Annotated in this window: 23 protein-coding genes and 2 tRNA genes; 8 read left to right on the forward strand and 17 right to left on the reverse strand. The window is 39.0% G+C overall.

All coding sequences use genetic code 11. The features are described 5' to 3' along the window. Positions 1-76: 76 nt before the first annotated feature. The 6 genes from VKA52_RS12780 to VKA52_RS12805 all read right to left on the reverse strand — a co-directional run bounded on the left by VKA52_RS12780 (position 77) and on the right by VKA52_RS12805 (position 2182). Positions 77-289 (reverse strand): hypothetical protein, encoded by a 213-nt coding sequence (locus VKA52_RS12780; protein WP_326315918.1) that lies wholly within the window; start codon positions 287-289, stop codon positions 77-79. A 218-nt stretch (positions 290-507) separates the two neighbouring features. After that, positions 508-765, reverse strand: coding sequence for an AbrB/MazE/SpoVT family DNA-binding domain-containing protein (locus VKA52_RS12785; protein WP_326315919.1), 258 nt, complete (start codon positions 763-765; stop codon positions 508-510). Positions 766-871: 106 nt separating this feature from the next. After that, the gene (locus VKA52_RS12790; RefSeq protein WP_326315920.1) at positions 872-1144 is read right to left on the reverse strand and encodes a hypothetical protein; all 273 of its coding nucleotides are present in this window, start codon (positions 1142-1144) and stop codon (positions 872-874) included. Further along, complete coding sequence (locus VKA52_RS12795; RefSeq protein WP_326315921.1) at positions 1141-1662, reverse strand: helix-turn-helix domain-containing protein; 522 nt, start codon at positions 1660-1662, stop codon at positions 1141-1143. The genes VKA52_RS12790 and VKA52_RS12795 overlap by 4 nt, the downstream gene beginning before the upstream one ends. Before the next feature lie 73 nt (positions 1663-1735). After that, on the reverse strand, positions 1736-1933 hold the full coding sequence (locus tag VKA52_RS12800; protein WP_326315922.1) for a helix-turn-helix domain-containing protein: 198 nt from the start codon (positions 1931-1933) through the stop codon (positions 1736-1738). After that, positions 1934-2182, reverse strand: a complete 249-nt coding sequence (locus tag VKA52_RS12805) for a helix-turn-helix domain-containing protein (protein WP_326315923.1) — start codon at positions 2180-2182, stop codon at positions 1934-1936. It lies immediately after the preceding gene. 151 nt (positions 2183-2333) lie between these two features. Here VKA52_RS12805 and VKA52_RS12810 point away from each other — a divergent pair, with 151 nt between their 5' ends. The 8 genes from VKA52_RS12810 (at position 2334) to VKA52_RS12845 (ending at position 11027) form a co-directional block, all read left to right on the forward strand. Then, a complete protein-coding gene (locus tag VKA52_RS12810) occupies positions 2334-2714 on the forward strand; it encodes a helix-turn-helix domain-containing protein (RefSeq protein ID WP_326315924.1) in 381 nt (126 codons plus the stop codon). 93 nt (positions 2715-2807) lie between these two features. Continuing rightward, positions 2808-4538: an ATP-dependent nuclease gene (locus tag VKA52_RS12815; RefSeq protein ID WP_326315925.1), complete on the forward strand. Its 1731-nt coding sequence runs from the start codon at positions 2808-2810 to the stop codon at positions 4536-4538. Then, positions 4526-6076, forward strand: a complete 1551-nt coding sequence (locus tag VKA52_RS12820) for an ATP-dependent helicase (RefSeq protein WP_326315926.1) — start codon at positions 4526-4528, stop codon at positions 6074-6076. Before VKA52_RS12815 ends, VKA52_RS12820 begins: the two co-directional genes overlap by 13 nt. Before the next feature lie 33 nt (positions 6077-6109). Beyond that, the gene (locus tag VKA52_RS12825; RefSeq protein ID WP_326315927.1) at positions 6110-8236 is read left to right on the forward strand and encodes a cell wall-binding repeat-containing protein; all 2127 of its coding nucleotides are present in this window, start codon (positions 6110-6112) and stop codon (positions 8234-8236) included. Beyond that, positions 8220-8474 carry a DUF3006 domain-containing protein gene (locus VKA52_RS12830; RefSeq protein ID WP_326315928.1) on the forward strand — a complete coding sequence of 85 codons (255 nt, stop codon included), beginning with the start codon at positions 8220-8222 and terminating at the stop codon, positions 8472-8474. The genes VKA52_RS12825 and VKA52_RS12830 overlap by 17 nt, the downstream gene beginning before the upstream one ends. Positions 8475-8574: 100 nt before the next feature. Continuing rightward, the gene (locus tag VKA52_RS12835) at positions 8575-9072 is read left to right on the forward strand and encodes an ImmA/IrrE family metallo-endopeptidase (protein WP_220585428.1); all 498 of its coding nucleotides are present in this window, start codon (positions 8575-8577) and stop codon (positions 9070-9072) included. Positions 9073-9095: 23 nt separating this feature from the next. Next, the gene (locus VKA52_RS12840) at positions 9096-10262 is read left to right on the forward strand and encodes a tyrosine-type recombinase/integrase (RefSeq protein ID WP_326315929.1); all 1167 of its coding nucleotides are present in this window, start codon (positions 9096-9098) and stop codon (positions 10260-10262) included. A 102-nt stretch (positions 10263-10364) separates the two neighbouring features. Then, on the forward strand, positions 10365-11027 hold the full coding sequence (locus VKA52_RS12845; protein WP_326315930.1) for a hypothetical protein: 663 nt from the start codon (positions 10365-10367) through the stop codon (positions 11025-11027). A 130-nt stretch (positions 11028-11157) separates the two neighbouring features. Here VKA52_RS12845 and VKA52_RS12850 read toward each other — a convergent pair. The 11 genes from VKA52_RS12850 to VKA52_RS12900 form a co-directional block, all read right to left on the reverse strand. Further along, a tRNA-Arg gene (locus VKA52_RS12850) sits at positions 11158-11231 on the reverse strand. 26 nt (positions 11232-11257) lie between these two features. After that, a tRNA-Gly gene (locus VKA52_RS12855) sits at positions 11258-11331 on the reverse strand. Positions 11332-11478: 147 nt separating this feature from the next. Beyond that, complete coding sequence (locus VKA52_RS12860; RefSeq protein WP_326315931.1) at positions 11479-12003, reverse strand: metallophosphoesterase; 525 nt, start codon at positions 12001-12003, stop codon at positions 11479-11481. Between the two features lie 14 nt (positions 12004-12017). After that, positions 12018-12611, reverse strand: a complete 594-nt coding sequence (locus tag VKA52_RS12865; protein ID WP_326315932.1) for an XTP/dITP diphosphatase — start codon at positions 12609-12611, stop codon at positions 12018-12020. Position 12612: 1 nt separating this feature from the next. Further along, complete coding sequence (gene rph / locus VKA52_RS12870) at positions 12613-13371, reverse strand: ribonuclease PH (RefSeq protein WP_326315933.1); 759 nt, start codon at positions 13369-13371, stop codon at positions 12613-12615. Positions 13372-13511: 140 nt separating this feature from the next. Next, a complete protein-coding gene (locus tag VKA52_RS12875) occupies positions 13512-14615 on the reverse strand; it encodes a GerMN domain-containing protein (RefSeq protein WP_326315934.1) in 1104 nt (367 codons plus the stop codon). 246 nt (positions 14616-14861) lie between these two features. Continuing rightward, on the reverse strand, positions 14862-15683 hold the full coding sequence (racE, locus tag VKA52_RS12880) for a glutamate racemase (protein WP_326315935.1): 822 nt from the start codon (positions 15681-15683) through the stop codon (positions 14862-14864). Positions 15684-15704: 21 nt separating this feature from the next. Next, complete coding sequence (locus tag VKA52_RS12885) at positions 15705-16142, reverse strand: MarR family winged helix-turn-helix transcriptional regulator (protein WP_089652722.1); 438 nt, start codon at positions 16140-16142, stop codon at positions 15705-15707. Between the two features lie 202 nt (positions 16143-16344). Then, positions 16345-16569, reverse strand: a complete 225-nt coding sequence (locus tag VKA52_RS12890; RefSeq protein ID WP_008635211.1) for a helix-turn-helix domain-containing protein — start codon at positions 16567-16569, stop codon at positions 16345-16347. A 94-nt stretch (positions 16570-16663) separates the two neighbouring features. Then, positions 16664-17314: a response regulator transcription factor gene (locus VKA52_RS12895; protein ID WP_326315936.1), complete on the reverse strand. Its 651-nt coding sequence runs from the start codon at positions 17312-17314 to the stop codon at positions 16664-16666. Beyond that, positions 17311-19635: a sensor histidine kinase gene (locus VKA52_RS12900; RefSeq protein ID WP_160915526.1), complete on the reverse strand. Its 2325-nt coding sequence runs from the start codon at positions 19633-19635 to the stop codon at positions 17311-17313. The genes VKA52_RS12895 and VKA52_RS12900 overlap by 4 nt, the downstream gene beginning before the upstream one ends. Positions 19636-19972 lie beyond the last annotated feature (337 nt).

Here is a 19972-nt window from a genome sequence, read left to right on the forward strand (position 1 = left end):
TGGACCTCCTCAAGATTTCTGATATAATGTTGTCAAAGAACTTTCTTAAGTATCCGCATTGCCGTGCGGATTTTTTTCATGCCTTCTTTTCTTCTGCGCTAAGAGTCTCTAAAACCTCTCGGGATTCCTGCATGAGCGTTTCTTTCAAGAAAAACTCATCATTCAATACATAAATTTCATCACCGGAAAACACTTCATTACCAAGACCATCTAAACCATAATGATCAGGCTCAGGTACACCTACTGGATAACCGGTCCTTTCTATTTGATCTATTACAGGATGATTCATATTCACACCACCTTTCTGATGCCAGCGCATCGTTGAAGCCAGGAACAAATATGAACGAACCATTTTAAGAGGGGTATTGTTCCTAGCCTCAACGACAGGCTGAACCTGCCGTCTTTCAAACACGTTGCTAGTACTCAATAAGCATGATATATTGGAAACAGCTTAAATCTAAGCGCTTATTTATTAAGTCATCTGGACCGCCATCCAGGTGACTATTTTTATTTCTCCACATAATCTATCACCTTTTGTATTGTCTCCTGCGATTCTTTAGACAGTTCATTCTTAATCTGATTTAATTCTTCAAGAACAATCTGCTTCTCTTCTTCTTTTCCATAAGGTCGAATAACCAGAGAGTCATCATTCATGAACATTTCAAGTGGCTGCCCATGTCTCCAACCTTGTGAATCTCTGACTTCCTTTGGTACAACAACTCGTCCTAATTCATCCAATTTCCTTACGATTCCAAGTGCTTTCATTGCAATCTCCCTTTCGTATAGTTAATAGCTGATAAATGATGTGTAAAGTATTCCAAAAGCGATAATAAAAAGTATGATGTACGTTACATCTAGTCTGGTGTATCTTCTACTCATAACCATGTCTCACCACAGCAACCATCAAGCCGTGATTTTCAAGATCAATGGCAACTTTCCTCAAGTTATCGTGATTCTTCTTTCTCTCACGCAAAAACTCCAATTCGTTAAGACTGTTAAGGATATCGACGCCCAATAGTTTTGCTTTTGAAAAGTCGCCTTGAGCGATTGACTCTTCCTGCTTTTTCTTAAGGTCATATAAGCAACGGAGCTCTTTAGCTGCTTTACCGGTGTCCTGCTCTAAGTAGTTATCTAGATTATTCATGACGTAACGTACCCCCTTGATTGTAGTTTTCGATGGTGATCTTCCCAAAGCTGATTCCAGCTCAAGCCATACTCTTCACAAAGTGTGGCAACGTAAATAATGGAAGCTCCAATAACATCAATGTGTTCTCTTGCAGATCGTTCAATATCCTGAAGCTCAAATGACTGAGTAAAGGAAGGATTTTTCGTAAGTTTCACTTTTTCCATAGCATCGATAGCCTCCCTTAACTCTTCCAGCGCTTTCTCCCTAACCGCTGATCGGTGGAGATCAACTGCCGGACCATCCAAGCGAGTCACTCCCCATCCTGTGTATTCAAATGCTGCTTCTAACGCTATCCATGGATAGTTATTTGACTCTGTGAAATGTTGAACTGTTGAAGGAGTGAGCTTCCTCTCTCCGTTCTCCTGTTTAGCTACATACTCACGTGACTGGAACATGTCCATGGAAAGTTGTTGCTGTGTCTTCCCACTCTGAACTCTGGCTTCCTTCATCATCCGAGCAGCTTTGCTCTTGTTCATTTCCTAGCACTCCTTTTGTACCTAAAGAGGTACCATTATTTAGTTGTCATGGTGCTAATCTAAAGTTGATATATCACATAGCTTCTGATTCTTGCATTAGGTTTTGTTCTTGTTCATTAATCCAAGCGTCGATGGTCTCTTGTGAAAAGAAAATCCTACGGCGCAATCTAAAATGCGGGATCTCATTAGTCCGTACCATCGTGTAGATGGTGTCCTTGCATACACCCAGATATTCGGCTGCTTCGTTGACTGTCATTGTTCTTCTATTCATTTAGATCACCTCCTTAGTGGTAGATCGGTCCTGACTCCTGGACGATTCGTCCAATTTATTGTTAAAAAAAAGTTCATCCACAGTATGATTAAGCTCGTCGGCTATACTTTTGGCAAGATTAATACTCGGTGTCCTTTTTCCTTGCTCAATTTTATAGTAATAAGATGCAGAAATTCCCAATAAATCAGCCAGTTCATCTACGTCTTTAAACCCTTTCTCGATTCTTACATTTCTCAAATTGGTTCTCATATTTTCACCTCCAATACTTGGACACTTCGTCCTTACAATTAAATAATAGTGGACGATACGTCCAAAGTCAACATGTAATTACCCTTTTCGTCCAAAAATATATTAGTAATTGGACAAATAGTATAAAATATAAACATATGGAGGGGTGTATATGGCTTTTAGTGACAGATTAAAGCAACTTAGAAATAGACATAAACTTAGCAGAGAACAGTTAGCACAGACCATAGGAGTTTCCTATTCCACTATTTCCAAGTATGAGAGTGGTACAAGAGAACCTGATTTTAAAACCCTAGATAAGATGTCTGACTACTTCGATGTCACTACAGATTACTTATTAGGAAGATCTAATATACCCAGTTCTCAGCCAGAAAGCACAAATGGTTCTATCGCAGAAATAAATAGATTACTTGATAAGTACGAAATCGATGATATGGCTTTCTTCGATATTGATAAGTGGAAGTCAATGAGCCCCGAGCAAATTAAAGAACTAGAAAGTTACTTTCAGTATTTAATCCAAAAATCAAAGAAATAAAAAAAGTACGCTGATATAGCAGCGTATTCTTTTTTGAATGTTGAGGTAATATTTTACTTATTATATAAATTGTAGAAAAGCGGAGGGAATAAGATGATTTTAAAATCGTTACATATCAGTAATTTTAGGAACTTTGAAGAGATAGACATAGACTTAACTAATAAAAACATAATTTTCGGTTTAAACGATATTGGTAAAACCAACTTATTATGTGCACTAAGATTTTTGTTAGATAGAAGATTTAGGATGAAAGGTTTTATTGATACTGATTTTTATAATAGAAATATACAATCAACAATTTCAATAACCTTAACTATTAATATTGAGGATGAGAATGATGAAGACAATAAAAAAATTTACTCAAGAATGAAAGGCGCTATTTCCAGTGACGCCAAAAACATACATATCAGACTAATATCTAAATATAATGATGTTACTCTTATGGGGGAACCTGAATTATTTTGGGGTACAAATGAAGAGGATTTAGAGGAAATACCAAGCAGTCAAACGTTCTTTGAGATAGACAAGTTATTCAATGTCATTTATATAGATTCCTCCATTAGCTTGGAAAATGAATTTAAAAGGTACACTAAAGATATCCTTCGTGGTAACACTAGTTTAAGTGAAATTGAGAGGGATTCAGTTAACACTATTATAGACGAATTAAATCAAAAAGTCGGTGACTTGGAAAACATAAAGAATTTTGAGAATGACTTAGTAACTGAATATAAAAACTTTAGAGATGAGAATGATTTAAAGATATCAGTAAGATCAGAGATCGAATTGAACAACCTACACACAAAACTAACCCCATATATATTAAATGGGGATTCAGGCATTTACCCTACCTCAGGGGATGGAAGAAAAAAGATACTAGCTTATACAATAATGACTTTGGAGAATCGAGAATTGGAAGAAAAGAAGATTAATATCTTCTTGGTTGAGGAGCTTGAGAATCATCTCCATCGATCAATGCAAATTGCCCTTTCATACCAATTGTTTGGGGACGAAATATTTAAGCACCTTTTCATTACTACACACTCTTCTCTGATTGTTAGCCAAATGGATAATGTAAACTTAATAAAACTGTTCAAAGATGAAAAAATAACAGGAAAATCTTATAATTATATAGTCCCTTTAGAATACAAAAAACTAAAACAAAAACTAAATGAAAAGTTAGCAGAAGCTATTTTTGCGGATACTGTCTTACTAATTGAAGGTCCATCGGAAAAGACTTTGTTCGAAAGAATTTTATTTGAAAAACACAAAAAGTATGAAAGTCAAGGAGGTTATATGCTAGAGGTTGATGGTATTGATTTTAAAACCTATAACAGTGTTTTGAAAAACCTAGGGATTAAAGTGATAATTAAAACTGATAACGATTTAAAGCTGAATGAAGGTAAAAAAGAAGTGAATTTGCTGGGACTTAATAGAGGTTTAAGACTAATTAATGAAGATATGCGAAGTAACCTCCCTAATATCGATATTAAAGAATATAAAGGCGAAAATGAATATAAAATTAACCTCCAAAAGGAAATCTTCGATACAACTTATAATGATGAGGTGAATACTTTACAAGAAAATAATGTATATCTATCTAGAGTTGATTTAGAAAACGATCTTTACTGCGTAATTTCTGAAAAAATGGATCAAGTTGCATTAGACAATGGAAGTTCCAAAAACGGTATTGATTATTTACAAACATCCAAGTTAATTAACATGATTAAACTTTGTAATATGCTTGACTCAGAGGACTGTGAAAAAATACTTAATCATCATTTGTTTAAAGGCATTAAGGAGTTGGTAGAATCGTGTTCCCATTAGATAACTCTATTAGAGAAGAAATCTTGGAAACAGAAGGAAATATCTCAATTAGTGCAAGCGCTGGAACTGGTAAAACTTATACTACTGTAAAACGAATAAACAAGGACTTAGAAAAAATCAACACCCACCAAACATTTGCTGCTATAACTTTCACAAGAAAAGCAGCTAAAGAAATAAAAGAAAGAATAGGATTCGTCACTTCAGATAGCTTCATTGGTACTAATGACACTTTTGTTCTAATGGAGATTATTAATCCCTTCATAAAAGATGTCTATGGAAGAGAATATAAAAGAGATTTCAAACAAGACTTCAGCAATGAGAATGCTATTGATGACTTTCAAGAGGGTTTAAATAAACTACTAGAATTAGATAGTGTTTGCAAGTATAGAAACATAAGAAGAAATTTCGCTTTTGAATTAGCACATGAAATTGTGAAAAATTCAAAAGCGGCAAGAAGATATTTAAAATCTAAGTACTTTCGTATATACATAGATGAATATCAAGACAGTGACCAAGACATGCATAAATTATTTAAATATATATGTTTAGTCCTAAATATTCCTCTGTTTATTGTAGGAGACACAAAGCAGTCAATATATAGATGGAGGGGGGCCTATAGTGAAGGGTTTAACGAATTAATTGGTAGTGATGACTTTAATAGCTTTGAGCTTTTTCACAATTTCAGGTCTAATAAACCTATCCAAAACTATTCAAATATCTTCATGGAGAATGCGAGAAAATATTTTCAAGAAACAGAGTTTTCGGATGAAGTGACTTCTTATAGATTTGATGATGAAGGACAAGCTACAAATTATATAAAAAGTTGGTTAAATGAAGAATTAACTTGCTCATTCCTAAACTATAGAAGAGCTAGTGCTCAAGAATGGAGCGCACTTTTAAATAATGACGGATTACAATTTGTGTACATCCCTCCTTCACCTCTAGAATTTAGTGAGCATGAGAGCGAACATATATGGATAGCAAGACTAATAGCATCTTTCTTCTTGGAAGAAAGGTACAACGAGTATGATGTATATTCAGAAATACCTTTTCCTGAAGCATTTAAATTTAAGGTTATCCAAGATCATTTAAATAATTTATCAGAAAATAGAAGTAATAAAAAGCTCTTCATAGAAAAAGCAAAAGACTTATATGATTATCTAGGATATCAAAACAGCGAAAATATAGTTGAAGAATTAGCTCTACTCTTTGATGTTATAAATGATGAACAATATGTACCTTTTTACAACTCGGGAAAATATAACTACACAGTTTCTACCATACATTCTTCTAAAGGGTTAGAATTTGATCAAGTCATAATAGTTGGTAATGATTATAACTTTTCAAGTGAAGATGATAGGTATTTACATTACGTAGCAGTTTCACGTCCAAAAACAAGATTATTGATACTCTTGTTCAATGGTGATCATCAAAGGTACTACAACGAGCTTAATAATTCTCTTAAACAAACCAATGCTGTTGGTTTTAACATTGAATTAAATGATGTTATTAAAAGGTTAAAACCAAAAGGTTTGTAAATATAGTATAGATATATTAGGGAGGTTTTTTTGATGAAAAATATTTTTAGTTTTTTAACTATTTTCCTACTATCTTTATCATTAGTGTATCAATCTCCTTCTACTGTTGACGCAGCTAATGGTTCTGAACGTGTAAAAGGTGACAACCGATATGAAACAGCTATTGCTATATCAAAGAAAGGATGGCCTAATGGCTTAGAAACTAGTGAAAAAGCTGTTGTTTTAGCCAGAGCTGATAACCCAGCTGACGCCTTAGCCTCTGCAAGCCTTGCAGGTGTTAAAGATGCACCGATTTTGCTCACAAGTACCAACAGTCTTCCTAGTTCTGTACATAATGAGCTAAAAAGACTTGGAGCAGAAAAGGTCTATGCTCTTGGTGGAACCAACGCCATCAGCAACGGAGTCATTTCCGATTTAAAGGTGAAAGGGTATTCCGTGGAACGCGTAAGTGGAAAGAACCGCTTCGAAACGGCTTCTGCTATCAATGAAGAAGCAGGAACAAATAACAACTCAGAAGCAATTCTTGTTAACGGGTTAACTGTAGCTGACGCATTATCTGCATCCAGTAATTCAGCTATTAATGAAGTCCCAATCTACTTATCTACTAAAGACAAAATCCCAGCGAGTTTGCCTAGTAATATCGACAAGGTAACAATCTATGGTGGTACAGGTGTAGTAAGCCCTAGTATTGAGACTTCCCTTAAACAAAAGGGAATTACAGTTGAACGTATATCTGGCAAGAACCGCTATACTACAAACATTCAGGCTGCTAAGGAGTTAAATACTTCAAGCGATGACTTCATTCTTGTTCGAGGAACATCTGTAAGTAAGTCTACTGAAGATTACCCAGATGCAGTTGCTGCTTCTGGACTTGCTAATAAGCTTGGTATGGACATTGTTTTGTCCCACCCTACTTCTACAATCTTAGAAACTAAAGAATACCTTTCGACTGTAGATGGTAAAGCAGTAATCTTGGGTGGCACCAACGCTATTTCTCAAAAAGTTGTCACTAACCTCCTTACTATTGGAGATATGAAGGTACATTTCATCTATGTAGGTCAAGGGGATAGCACTTTAATTCAAACCCCGAATGGAAAAAACATTCTTATTGATGCTGGTAAACGTAGTGCTGGTGATGATGTGATTTGTTATTTAGAAGATCACGGAGTGGAATCTTTAGACATGGTAGTCGCTACACATCCAGATGCTGACCATATCGGCGGCTTAATTGATGTAATGAATGAGTTCCCTGTGAAACAGGTTATAGACAGTGGAAAATCACATACATCTCAAACTTACATGGATTATCTTAACCTTGTAGATCAAAAGGATATTCCATTCGATGTTCCTGAAGTGGGATCCTATCTTAATGTAGATCCTCTTGTGGATATCCAAGTACTGAATAATGGGGATGGATATTCAGATAACAACAACGCTTCCGTAGCGTTAAAAGTCTCTTATGGTGAGAATGATTACCTTCTAACTGGAGATGCCGCTGCAGAAGCAGAAATGAATATGGTTCAAAACTTTGATCTACAATCCGAAGTGTACAAAGTTGGACACCACGGTTCAGACTCTAGCTCTACTCAAGTATTCTTAGATGAAGTTTCTCCGGACTTCGCGGTTATTTCTGCCGGTATTGATAACCAATATGGCCACCCGGATAGTGAAGTAATTAACAGGCTTAAGAGGGCTGGAGTTAGCGACTATATGATATGGGAGCTAAATGGTGAAGATGTGGTATTTACTAATAAAGGAGATTCATCACTTTCAGCAAGTTCCTCTCCTTCAGCTTGCGGTACGGATGAACCTACTCCTGAGCCTGATCCAGAACCAGACCCTGAACCAACGACAGGAAAGCTTGATATTACTAACTTAGATCTTGATGCAGAAACGGTTAAGATTAAGAATATTGATAATCGAGATATTTCCATGGATGGTTGGAGATTAGTAAGTGTCGATGGCAACCAAACGTTTAACTTCCCTAGCGATTACACACTGAAGGAAGGCGCTAGTGTCACAGTGACCTCCGGAAGAAGCTCATATGAGAATCGACCAAGCGTATTGCAGTGGTCTCGAGCTTATCTTTGGGATAATAATGGTGATACTGCTAGACTTTATGATCCTCAAGGGGGATTAATTGATGAGTTCAAACGGTAAATACACACTCGATCGATTCGAGGGAAATTATGCTGTACTTTTGTATAGACCTGATGAAACAGTCATTGTAAATGCCGAAAAAGATAACTTGCCAGCTAATGCTAAAGAAGGCGACATCTTAGACGTGCAGTTTGCAAAAGATGGTTCGCTGAAAGATGCAACCATTCTAGAAGATGAAACAAAGAAAGCTAGAGAGAAAGCAGAAAACCTTTTAAACAAATTACGAAATAAAAAGTGACAAAAAAGTGTCTGGATAATTCCAGGCACTTCTTTTTTTGTGTTTATGAATTGAAAACAAGAACATTTGTTCGTATAATACTGTCGAGGATGGTGATAGTATGAAGTTCCCACAATACACTACAACTGCACTTGAAGATTGGGTATCTAATTGGTACATAAAGCACAAATTCCAATATCCAATAGACCTAAAACTAAAAAAAATAGCCATGAAATACGAAATCTTTATTCACTACAAACCCATGCAAAGTGGCTACGTCCGCTTTGGACGGTATAAGGAAATCGTTCTCAATACTTCATTGGACCCCTTACAACAACGCGAACAGTTCTTTCATGAATTCTGTCATGCTATGAGGCATGTTGGAAAACAATCTATGATGCCGGAAGCATTCCGAGAATTGCAAGAACGTGATGCAAGGCATTTTACGCTATACGCTGCTCTCCCCTATCACATGATTAGACGATATGATCTTGATGATCCTGAAATCCTGGACCGGTGGTCTCATGATTTTAAGGTGTCTTATGAGCTATGCGAGGAAAGACTTGACCAAATAAAACGACGTTCAAATTGTACCAACCAGTTTTATGTCAGCTATTAAAATAAAATATGGAGGTGGTATCTATGGGTAGCATTGAAAAGCGAGGTAAAGGATCATTTAGACTCTCCGTGGTTACAGGTTATGATGCTAAAGGAAAACCGATTCGTGAAAGAAGAAATGTTAAAGTTAAAAATAAAACATTAGCTCGACAAGAGTTAGCAAGATTCGAAGCAGAAGTTTTGAGTGGGGATTATACAAAGCCAAATTACACAAGGCTGGAAGATTTTTATCCAGAATGGATTAAGAAGTATGCGCAAGACAAACTCTCCCCCAGGACGCTGAGAGAGTACATGAGTATTATTGAGAAAAGAATCCTTCCTGATTATGGCCATTTAAAGTTGTCGGATATTAATGCTATGCACGTAGTTAACTTTCTAGACGATTTAAAGGACGCTACGGGGAGGTTAGATGGTAAAGAAGAGGCATTATCCCCTTCTACTATTAGAAACTGTTACAAGGCTTTTAAAAGCCTACTTACAGCTGCAGATGAGTTTGAGCTAATAAAGAATAACCCTGCAAGGAATATAAAGCCCCCTACTGTTAAACAAAAGAAACCTCTCTCCTACTCCAGAGAGAAAATAGACCACCTTATCAGATGTATCAACCAAGAGCCTTTTGAAAAACAAGTAATGTTTTGGATTGCATTCGTGACAGGATGCCGAGAGGGTGAACTCGTTGCATTAGAGGAAAGACATTTACTTAACGAAAAAAGCGCTATTTTATTTGAACAGTCGCTTTCTCAACAAAAGAACGGAGAATTACTTATAAAAGAAATTAAAAACGGAATGGAGGGTACTGCTTCCATACCTAGTGAACTGCTGGAAATGGTTACTCAGATTAAGAACAGGCGTAAAAAGGAGTTTATCCGAACTAGAGAGCGCCAGTACGACCCTAATAAGGTTTTCCTATTTGCAGATGAATTAGGTAAGCCAATGAGGCCCGATAGTGTTAGTCAATGGTGGGGCAGGTTTAGAAAGCGTCATAATATTGAGGGCTTAAGGTTTCATGATTTAAGACACTACTCAGTAACTTATTTGATACAACAGAATGTCCCTACCAAGTCCATTAGTCAGCGTGTGCGTCACAGAAAGATTGGAACAACCATGGACATTTACGGCCATCACATTGAAGAAGTTGATCAGGTGGCAGCTGCACATTTTAGTGCGTTTTTTAACCAAAAGAATTCCTGAACATTCACACACTTATGATAAAATATAGGTTAATAATAGCGTGCAGATATTGCACGCTATTTTATTTGCTTAATCTGCTATAAAAAACGAGGTGTTAATCTAATGCTTGATGGATACCAACTATTCATGGAAAAGTTCAATATTGATGAAGAGGAAATGATTGAGTTTGGAATTAACAAAACTATTGTTATTCCCGATGATCAAGTAAGGAAAGAATGGGAATTTATAAAGGGCAATATTTACAGTGGGGATGAAAAGATTTATGTCAGAGGCTATGGGAGAAATGCTGCAGGAACGGAGTTATACCTGAACCTATACGAGAAACTGTTTGGGCACAAAAACTTTCATATGGATCCCACGAACAATACAAAGCCCACAAAGTTATTAAGAGAGCTGTCAGGATATTCAAGACAGGAAAAACCTACATCAAAATACAATCGTATAAGAAACTTCCAAGTATCACATATATTTGGCAGAACCAAAAACCCGTATTTATTTACTGCACCTTGGAATGTGGTGTACGTCCCAAAGGTTATGGATCCATTCACCGGACATGAGAGCAAAGGAGAACTTACAAAGAAATTCCAAGAAAGATTTTTAAACTACTACTATTCTCATTTCGAGCACTACATAAAAGAGTACAACAGTATCATGGATGACTTGCAGCCTAAGCTAGAAGATTATTTATTCAATAATGGTTCCGATATAACTAAAAAATTCAAAGAAGATGCACGGGCGCAGTTCAGCCTCATTAATCTAAAATAAGTCCTTTTCAAAATCCTGCCCCATTTCTGCCCCAAATGGGGTTTTTCTATGTTTCTAAGGAATAGATATTCACCCAAACAAAAACGCTGAAACCCTTATATATCAAAGGTTTCAGCGTTTTTTTGGTTAGCGTCCCAGGAGAGATTCGAACTCCCGACCCACAGCTTAGAAGGCTGTTGCTCTATCCAGCTGAGCTACTGGGACATACTCATTAAGTTTGAAATATGTAATGGAGCGGGTGAAGGGAATCGAACCCTCGTCATCAGCTTGGAAGGCTGAGGTTTTACCATTAAACTACACCCGCATCGTTTAGAATTCATAGCTTTATCTTCTGATTGTTTCATAAATTAGCTTGTTGTAAAAAACAGTTTTTTGTTGCTGTCTTGTGAAGCGGACAAGAACTATTATATTAAGGATACGGAAAAATGTCAACAGGGTTGCAGCAAAGAATTTAATTCTTCGCTGCAATTGCTGTTGTCATTTGTAAATCAGGCATTGGATCCCCGTTCACATGGTAAAATTGCAAGTGGGCTTCACTTACGTCAGTCCATTCTAAAATTGCATACGTAGGCTCTTCTCGATCTCTCGGGAGCCTTGCACTTCCAGGATTGATGAAGAGTGTGTCGCCAACTTTTTCGGCTCCTGCAATATGGGAATGACCGAAACATGCGACTTGCGCTCCAACTTCTTCTGCACGGTACGAGAGGGGCATTAAGGTTGATTTGATTTGATGCAAATGACCATGAACGACCAAAAACATCACTTCTCCTACTTGCAGGATTTGTTCTTCTTCCATTTCTGGTTCGAAATCACAATTCCCTTTTGCATAAGAGAAGCCTTCAAGCTCTTTTGATTCATAAGCGAGTTCCGAATCTCCACAATGTATCATGGCATCAACGTCATGGTGTCGATCTTTAATTTCCATCACTTCGTTTTTTAAACCGTGGGTATCACTTAGAATTAAAACTTTCGGCATACGACTCACCTCGATTAGCTTTGAGTTTTCAACCACTCTTCGATTTTTTGTATGGCGTGGTGACGGTGACTGATTGCGTTTTTCTCTTCAGAGGAGTGTTCAGCCATCGTACGTGAAGACCCTTCCGGTATGAATACAGGGTCATAACCGAAACCATTTGTACCTTGAGGTTCGTTAGCGATCGTACCCTCACACGTTCCTCTTTTAACAAAAGTATTCTCACCAGGTCTTGCCACCGCTACGGCACACACAAACCTTGCTGTACGTTTTTCTTCAGGTACATCATTGAGCTCATTTAATAGTTTTTCTGTATTTTTCTCGTCATCTTTTTCTATTCCTGCATAGCGGGCGGAATAAACACCTGGTTCACCATTTAATGCATCCACTTCCAAACCTGAATCATCAGCCACGACAGGCACTCCGAAATGTTCAGCCATAGCTTCTGCTTTAATGGCTGCATTTTCTTCAAATGTCGATCCTGTTTCTTCTATGTCAATGGAACGATCAATATCTAACAAGGATTTCACAGAAATATTGTATTTGGAAAACATCTGGCGGAACTCATCCACTTTACCTGGGTTCTTCGTCGCCACTATTAGTTCCTTCATTTTACTTAGTCGCCTCCGCTTTTGTACGAATGACGTCTGACCATTCTCCAATGGCTTCTCCCTGGAGTTTGACTAGATCTGTAACGCCTTCCTCAGCAAGGGACAACATCTTTTGCAGCTGCTGCATAGAAAATGTTGCTTCTTCTCCAGTACCTTGCAATTCAACAAATTCACCTTTTCCAGTCATGATGACGTTCATATCCACCTGTGCCTTGCTGTCTTCTTCATAGCAAAGGTCCAGAACTTCATCCCCGCCAGGCATGACACCTACAGAAATAGCAGTCAAGAAATCTGTAATCGGCAGCTCTTTAATTGTTTTTTTATTCACTAATTTGCCTAGTGCAATGACGACAGCAACAAATGCCCCCGTAATGGAAGCTGTACGTGTTCCGCCATCAGCCTGGATGACATCACAATCGACCCAAATCGTGCGTTCGCCAATTTTATCTAAATCTACAACCGCACGAAGAGAACGCCCGATTAAACGTTGAATTTCCATCGTCCGCCCGGAAACTTTTCCTTTTGACGACTCACGGATATTTCTTTGTTCTGTCGCTCTAGGCAGCATCGCATATTCAGCTGTAATCCAGCCCTTTCCTTGTCCACGTAAAAAAGGAGGTACACGATCCTCTACGCTGGCATTACAAATGACTTTCGTATCTCCAAAACTAATCAGCACGGACCCTTCTGGATGCTTCACATAATCCGTTTCGATTGTTACTTTTCTTAGTTCGTTGACTTCCCGATGATCATTCCTCATCAGTAACGACCTCCTTTTACCTACACCATTATCCTTGCCCATCTTAACACAAATTACATGCGTGAGGTAGTTAAAGCTCAAATGGAAAAGCGCCTCAAAAGCTTTTCACTTTTGAAGCGCCTGGTTACTAGATTTTGTGACTACATAGCTTCTGCACCATTGATATCCTGCCGTGTCACAGGTTCAGCCAATGGCTCTCCGGCTTCGTTGAACACTTGTTCGGTTCCATCTACATGAACTTCCACTGATTCAATATCCGCTTGATCGGTAAGGCTCATGACAAGACTCGCTAAAGCAGCATCAGATAAGGAGGGTTGCTCGTCCACACTGGTCAGTATATTTTCATTGAATGAAACCGTAAGGACACCATTTTCAAGTTTAGACTTGACCAATTCTGCTCCTTCATTGAAAGGGTTCATCAATGCACTTCCGAGTTCAGGCCCTTCCAGTAATGCCTGTACCATGGCGGTATATTCATCACTTTCTTTAGCTACACGAGTGGTCACCGGAACTTGATAAACCTGTTCCCCATTTTGGGCAGGGAAATAAACCGTGACCGCTTCACTGTTCATAATGTCTGTGTTGTTCCCAACACTGTGGTTGATCCCGTCAGCACGGGAGACCCCTTTAGAGATCGGGGTCCCGTCGACAGGCATGACTTGCTGCTCGTGACCGTTGATCCACAGTTTAATTCGTTTCACATTTTCGAACTGAGTCAGAGTATAAGTCATGGCTTGTAAAATCTTCTCTTCATCTTCAGCCGCGTAATTTTTGAAGTCTTCCGATACGTCTACCACAAGCGTTCCATCTTCTTTGGCGTTCACTCCGAGAATTTCTGTTCCAGCAGGAAGGACCGCTTCAAAACCATTTGGCAGTAAGTTGGTTACAGGCCCGTCTTTCACCATATACTCCAGTGCCTGTGTCGCCACCTCTTCTGATGCGGGCAGCTCTAAGGTCTGCGGGGCAACCATGCCGTTCGCGTCCAATAAATATACCTCACGAGCGACTGTGGCTGAAGAAGACTCCTCTTTAGTTCCTTCTCCTTCTTCCCCTTCTGTATTTTCACCTTCTCCTTCAGGTTGAGGTTCATCACTACTCGGATCTGGCGTTGTTGTAACCGCCTCTTCTGGTGTATCCATTTTCTCTAATGATTGCTCTCCTTCAAAAAGGCAGCCTGATAGTAACCCTGCACTCAACAGTAATATAACCGCGAGTATGAAGGGTTTGTAGCCGTAATTCTTCATAGTTTTCCCTCCTGAGATAGATTGTACTACCATATATACGAGCCCCTTGAGGGATTAGACCAGAAGATTTTATGAATGAAAATGAGATTTTTATTTAAAAAAAGTGAATACGCCTACCTGATTTTTTAATTCTTATACCGGTGCCTGCCACCGTTGTTCCCAAAATAGTGACAAGCACCAAACTTTTCTGTCAGGTGCCAGGCTTTTTATCCTTTCACAGCATTAGTTTTAAAAAAAAGCTCTGCTTTAGTAAGCAGAGCTCGGAACATGTTCAATTTGAACAGATTTAAGAATTTGTACAGGTTCGTCAAACCAGCTGTTTGCAACTAGTCGGAACTTTTCCATATCTCCCGTCGTATAAAATTCATGGGCTGGAGAGGCATTGTCTTTCTCTAACAACTTATGATAAGCAAGGATCAAACTAGCCTCCCTTGCTGTTTCTTCACCGGAACTAATGACTTGGATATGACTTCCCATCTCTTTTTGCACGAGATCTTTAATCAAGGGATAGTGAGTACATCCTAAGATCAGTGTGTCGATATGATTCATTTCTTTTAGAGGCTGCAGGGTGTTGGAAACGATCCCTTCAGCTCTCGGACCGGATAGAATCCCGTCTTCCACCATAGGTACAAAAGGTGGGCAGGCAAGACCATTGACACGGATGTTTTGATCGATAGCTGCGAGTGCATTGGGATAGGCTTTACTTTCAATTGTTCCTTCGGTACCGATGACACCAATTCGTTTATTACGACTGAACTTAATCGCTGCACGTGCACCAGGTTCAATGACACCGATCACAGGAATATTCAATGTTTCCTGAAGTTCTGTAAGGGTATAAGCCGTGGCTGTATTACAGGCAATCACTAACATTTTAATGTTTTTCTCTAATAAGAAATTAACCATCTGCCATGTGAATGCTCGAACTTCCTCCTCTGACCTAGGACCGTACGGACACCTTTTAGTATCGCCTAAATAGAGAAAAGTCTCTTTGGGTAATTGACGCATCAACTCTCTTGCCACCGTCAAACCGCCTACGCCTGAATCTATAACTCCTATCGGTTGTTTCAATTCGCATCCCTCTTTTATATCTTAGTTGTCTGTTTCCTTGTCTGTCTCTTTCATGTTTTCATGGAGAACGTGGAGTAAGCGGTTGAGTGTTTCTACGTCCTCTTCCGGCACGCCCTTCAAAACTTCTTCGAGGTAATTCTGGCGTTTCTCAATCACCTCATGGATGATTTTTTCTCCCTTTTCCAGGACATGAATACGAACAACACGACGGTCTTTAGGATCACGAACTCTTTCTACAAGCTCGTTCTTTTCCATACGATCTACAAGGTCTGTTGTGGTACTGCAAGCAAGGTGAATATAATTAGAGAGCTCTCCAATCGTCATGTCTCCCTTTTCTAAAAGCCACTGGAGAGCAACGAATTGTGGAGCTGTAATTGGATAATGATTTAAGATAACTCGTCCTCTTTGTTTAATAATTCCGGCTATGTATCTCAACTCTTTTTCTACATCAGCCATCATGGACGTCTGTTGTGATTTAGTCACATTCAGCACTCCTAACGAAAATACTTTATAAATTCCATTCTCATGGTTTGAGCAGAAAAATTCAAGGTCTAACTTCTCTTTATAAGAAAAACCCTTTCAGGTATGGCTGCGTCAAACGCGACCTTACCTGAAAGGACCCCCTCCATCTCAAAAGCAATGGTTTGCTGTTCTATGGAGATCACAATTCCAGTTCCCCCATACGCAGCAGTTCTACCACTGCCTGGGAACGTCCTTTCACCCCTAGCTTTTGCATTGCGTTCGAGATGTGATTCCGCACAGTTTTCTCTGAAATGAAGAGCTCTTTTGCGATCTCACGTGTCGTCTTATCCTGTACTAGAAGCTCGAAAACTTCTCGCTCCCGCTTGGTAAGAATTTGTGTTGGCCGATAGCCGTCCTCCTTCACAAGCGTACCCCTCCTTGTTGTCCCTGAGCTTATATGAGGGGAATCATTTAGTCTCTGTATCGTATGAACAGGGAGGTCGCCCTGTGCTACGCTTTCACGATTTAGACACAAGCCCGAGTTCTTGAGCTTTGAAGAGCGCCTCTGTTCGCGATCTTACATTCAGTTTATTAAAGATACCGGTCAACGTGTACTCCACGCTTCTCTGCGACATGTGAAGGGTTTGTGCAATTTCTCTGTTTGTAAAACCAGATGCCACTTCCTGTAAGATGGACTGTTCTTTTTCATTCAAAGAAAAGCTATTGCCTTTTTCTGTTTCAGTAGAGGTGGTGACACATGCCTCCGACCTTCTCAGTTGTTTAAATAAGTGTATAGGAATGACGACCTCATCCCTGCATGCACAGCGAATCGCGGTTACCAACTGCTCACTGGTCGCGGTTTTGCTGACAAATCCATTAATGTCTGCTTCCACCAACATATTGAAGTGGGTGTTCAAATCAAAACCTGTATAAATAAGGAGCTTCAGATCAGGATAAGACTTTCGTATTTTCTTCGCCAACTCGATCCCGTTTATTCCAGGCATGTATAAATCCAATAGAACAATCTCATAATTCTTTTCGCTTAAGAGGGGCTCTACCTGTTCATTTTCATGAGTAACATCCACTTGCATGTCCCCTTCTTGCTCGAGCATCGATTTCGTACCTGCTCCTACCGCAGGATGATCATCCACAATTAGCACATTCATCATACTTGGACCTCCCTTTTTATTTCGATCGGAAACGTAATCATCGTCTTAAATCCTTCGCCTGGTGAGGTTTCTATTTCCAGATGTCCATTTAAACCATTGACTCGTTGTTCAATGCCTGATAAACCAATATGCGAAAACAAATCACGTTGAACGGAATAGTCCATGCCTTTCCCATTATCGGAATATAAAAGCATGACATGATTCTCCTGGCTGGATAATGATAATTTTACGATTTTGGCATCAGAGTGTTTCATGGCATTCGTCAAAAGTTCCTGAACCACTCGGAAGATCGCTAAGATCCGCTCTTGATCCAATTCTGCATCAAAGCGCTCATCTGTAAAATAAACCGTAAAGTTGGAGCGAAGCTGATATTGATGAATTAAATTCTTTAAGGATTGAACAAGCCCCATCTCCTCAATGAATGCAGGACGCAGCTCATTACATGTCTCCCGAATCAAGTGAATACTGTCTAGGAGAGACTCTTTATAAACCATTAACTCTGCGTGGAGACTTGGAGTTAAATCATTCCTTTGTCTAATCAAATCATCCATCTTTCGATAAAGGTACAGTTGCTCTTGCAAGACGGTGTCATGCAAATCAATGGAAAGTTGTTTTCTTTGATTTTCAGCGATTGTAAACAACAACCTTGAAAGCCAGGTAGGATACTTTTGCGTTTGATCGCTTCTCAACTTACGGAGTTCTTTTAATAGATCTTCAATTGTGTTCATATTTTGAATGGCAATGTTTGCATTATGGGAGATGGTTTGCAAATAGGTCTTCTCATCACGGTTTAAATTTGTGTAGTCTTTTTTCCCTTCACACCACATCATGGTCAGCTTTTCTAACGAGTAGCCTACAATGACCCCAAACCCTTTCTCCGTTTCAATCACCGATCCGATATCATAATGGTAATTGTTTAGATGCTCATCAAAATGGTCGATGATGTCCTTCGGGATTTGGTCATACACACAATACATATTTCGTTTGTTATGCTTCGAATAAATATAAATATCCCGAACATTCAGTACATTTTTCACTTCATCACGCATGACCTTCATTAAGTCGACTGCGTTGGATTGGTCTTTCATATCCTGAGCCATTCGGTGCATGCTTTCCTGATAACCATAGCGAGCGGAAAACAAATAACGCTGAAGTTTGAAATCCAACACTTCTTTTACTGATAAGAATATGACCAATGAAGATTGAAACAATAAAAACATTTGAATATAACTGACGGCGAATAGATCTTCTTCAACCAGCCATCCAATGGTAAACATAAGAGCCAGGCTAGGGATGACAGAGAGGATCATATAGTACCGCACACGCGTCATGACAAAGTCAATATCAATCAATCTTTCCCTTGTTACCAAATACATGAAAGTAATTGGTAAAGCAATAAGAAACATAGCTCCCACTTCAAGTGAAATCACTTTCACTCCAAAAGCAAGGGCAGGAATCAGATATAGAAAAATATAAGGAAAGAACGCAATCGTCATTCCTACAGCCATATATTTAAAAATAGGTCCCACAGCTGCACCTTTGTGAATAAACAGCCCCCGGTATACGATATAAAAAGATACAATATACAAAACTAAAAGCAAGAAACCAGGGATCGGCTCAAAAACAGCTGGATAAGATTCAGTGATAAGGAAGTAGCCTTCAAGTAACGAAACAGCCCCAACAGTAATGTATAACAGATAAACGATTTTTTTAGAGAACCAATAAATATTCAATTCCTGAAAGTAATTATATAAAAAATGAATTAAAATCACAGGTGCAAACAAAAACAAGCCTGTGTTTAAAAACAAGCCGTAGAGATTATCTCTTACTGCCCCACTGTTACTTAAGTACCCTGTAGCAATTGCCAGGAAGAACAAAATCAACTGTTCCGCTGAATACCTTTTCGGGACCCGTTTATGAACCAAATAGGATATACCGAGGATAACTAAAAAGAAAAGAACAGGCAGTACAATATATAACAACCAATGAATCGGACTTGAGTTTTCAATATCAGTGTAGGCCGTTTCCTGACCATTGTGCTGTATGGAAAAGGAATAGGCCCCCTCTAATTCATTGAACATAGAAACGGAACGATGCTCTTCTGGAGGGGCATTATTGATCGAATTGATTTCTCCTCCGAGCGGAACACTATGACGATCTCCCCAACTTCCTGTATGAACAGAAGTTACTACCCATTCTCCTTGCCTTTCCTTCACATCAATACCAAGGTATGGTTGTGTGATGGATAAAACTATCATATAACAAGCGGATAGGACGAAAAAGGATAGGACCAGCCACTGTGACCATTTGAAATTAAGCATATAAATCCACCTTCGTACATTATTCAACCATGTCTATTATACTATGGAACTTACAGCCGACAACCCATAGTCTTCTCCTTAAAATGTTATTAAGCTAAATGGCAGGTTTCTTGAAGACTCAGTTTCGAGACGTTTGTTGAGTGGATGGAGGCTGCGGGGAATGACTCGCTTTCCGCGGGAGCGCGGTGAGTCTCCTCGGACTGCGTCCTGTGGGGTCTCACCAAGCACTTTTTTCCTCCTAGATATCCGGTTCCGGCGCCTAGCGGCTAGTGAGACTTCCCTCGCTTCTGTACGATAAGTCAACATCGAATCGCTACGCTCTCCGTGTTTCCTTTAT

This window comes from Halobacillus sp. HZG1, assembly GCF_035818575.1.
Lineage (GTDB): Bacteria > Bacillota > Bacilli > Bacillales > Halobacillaceae > Halobacillus > Halobacillus litoralis.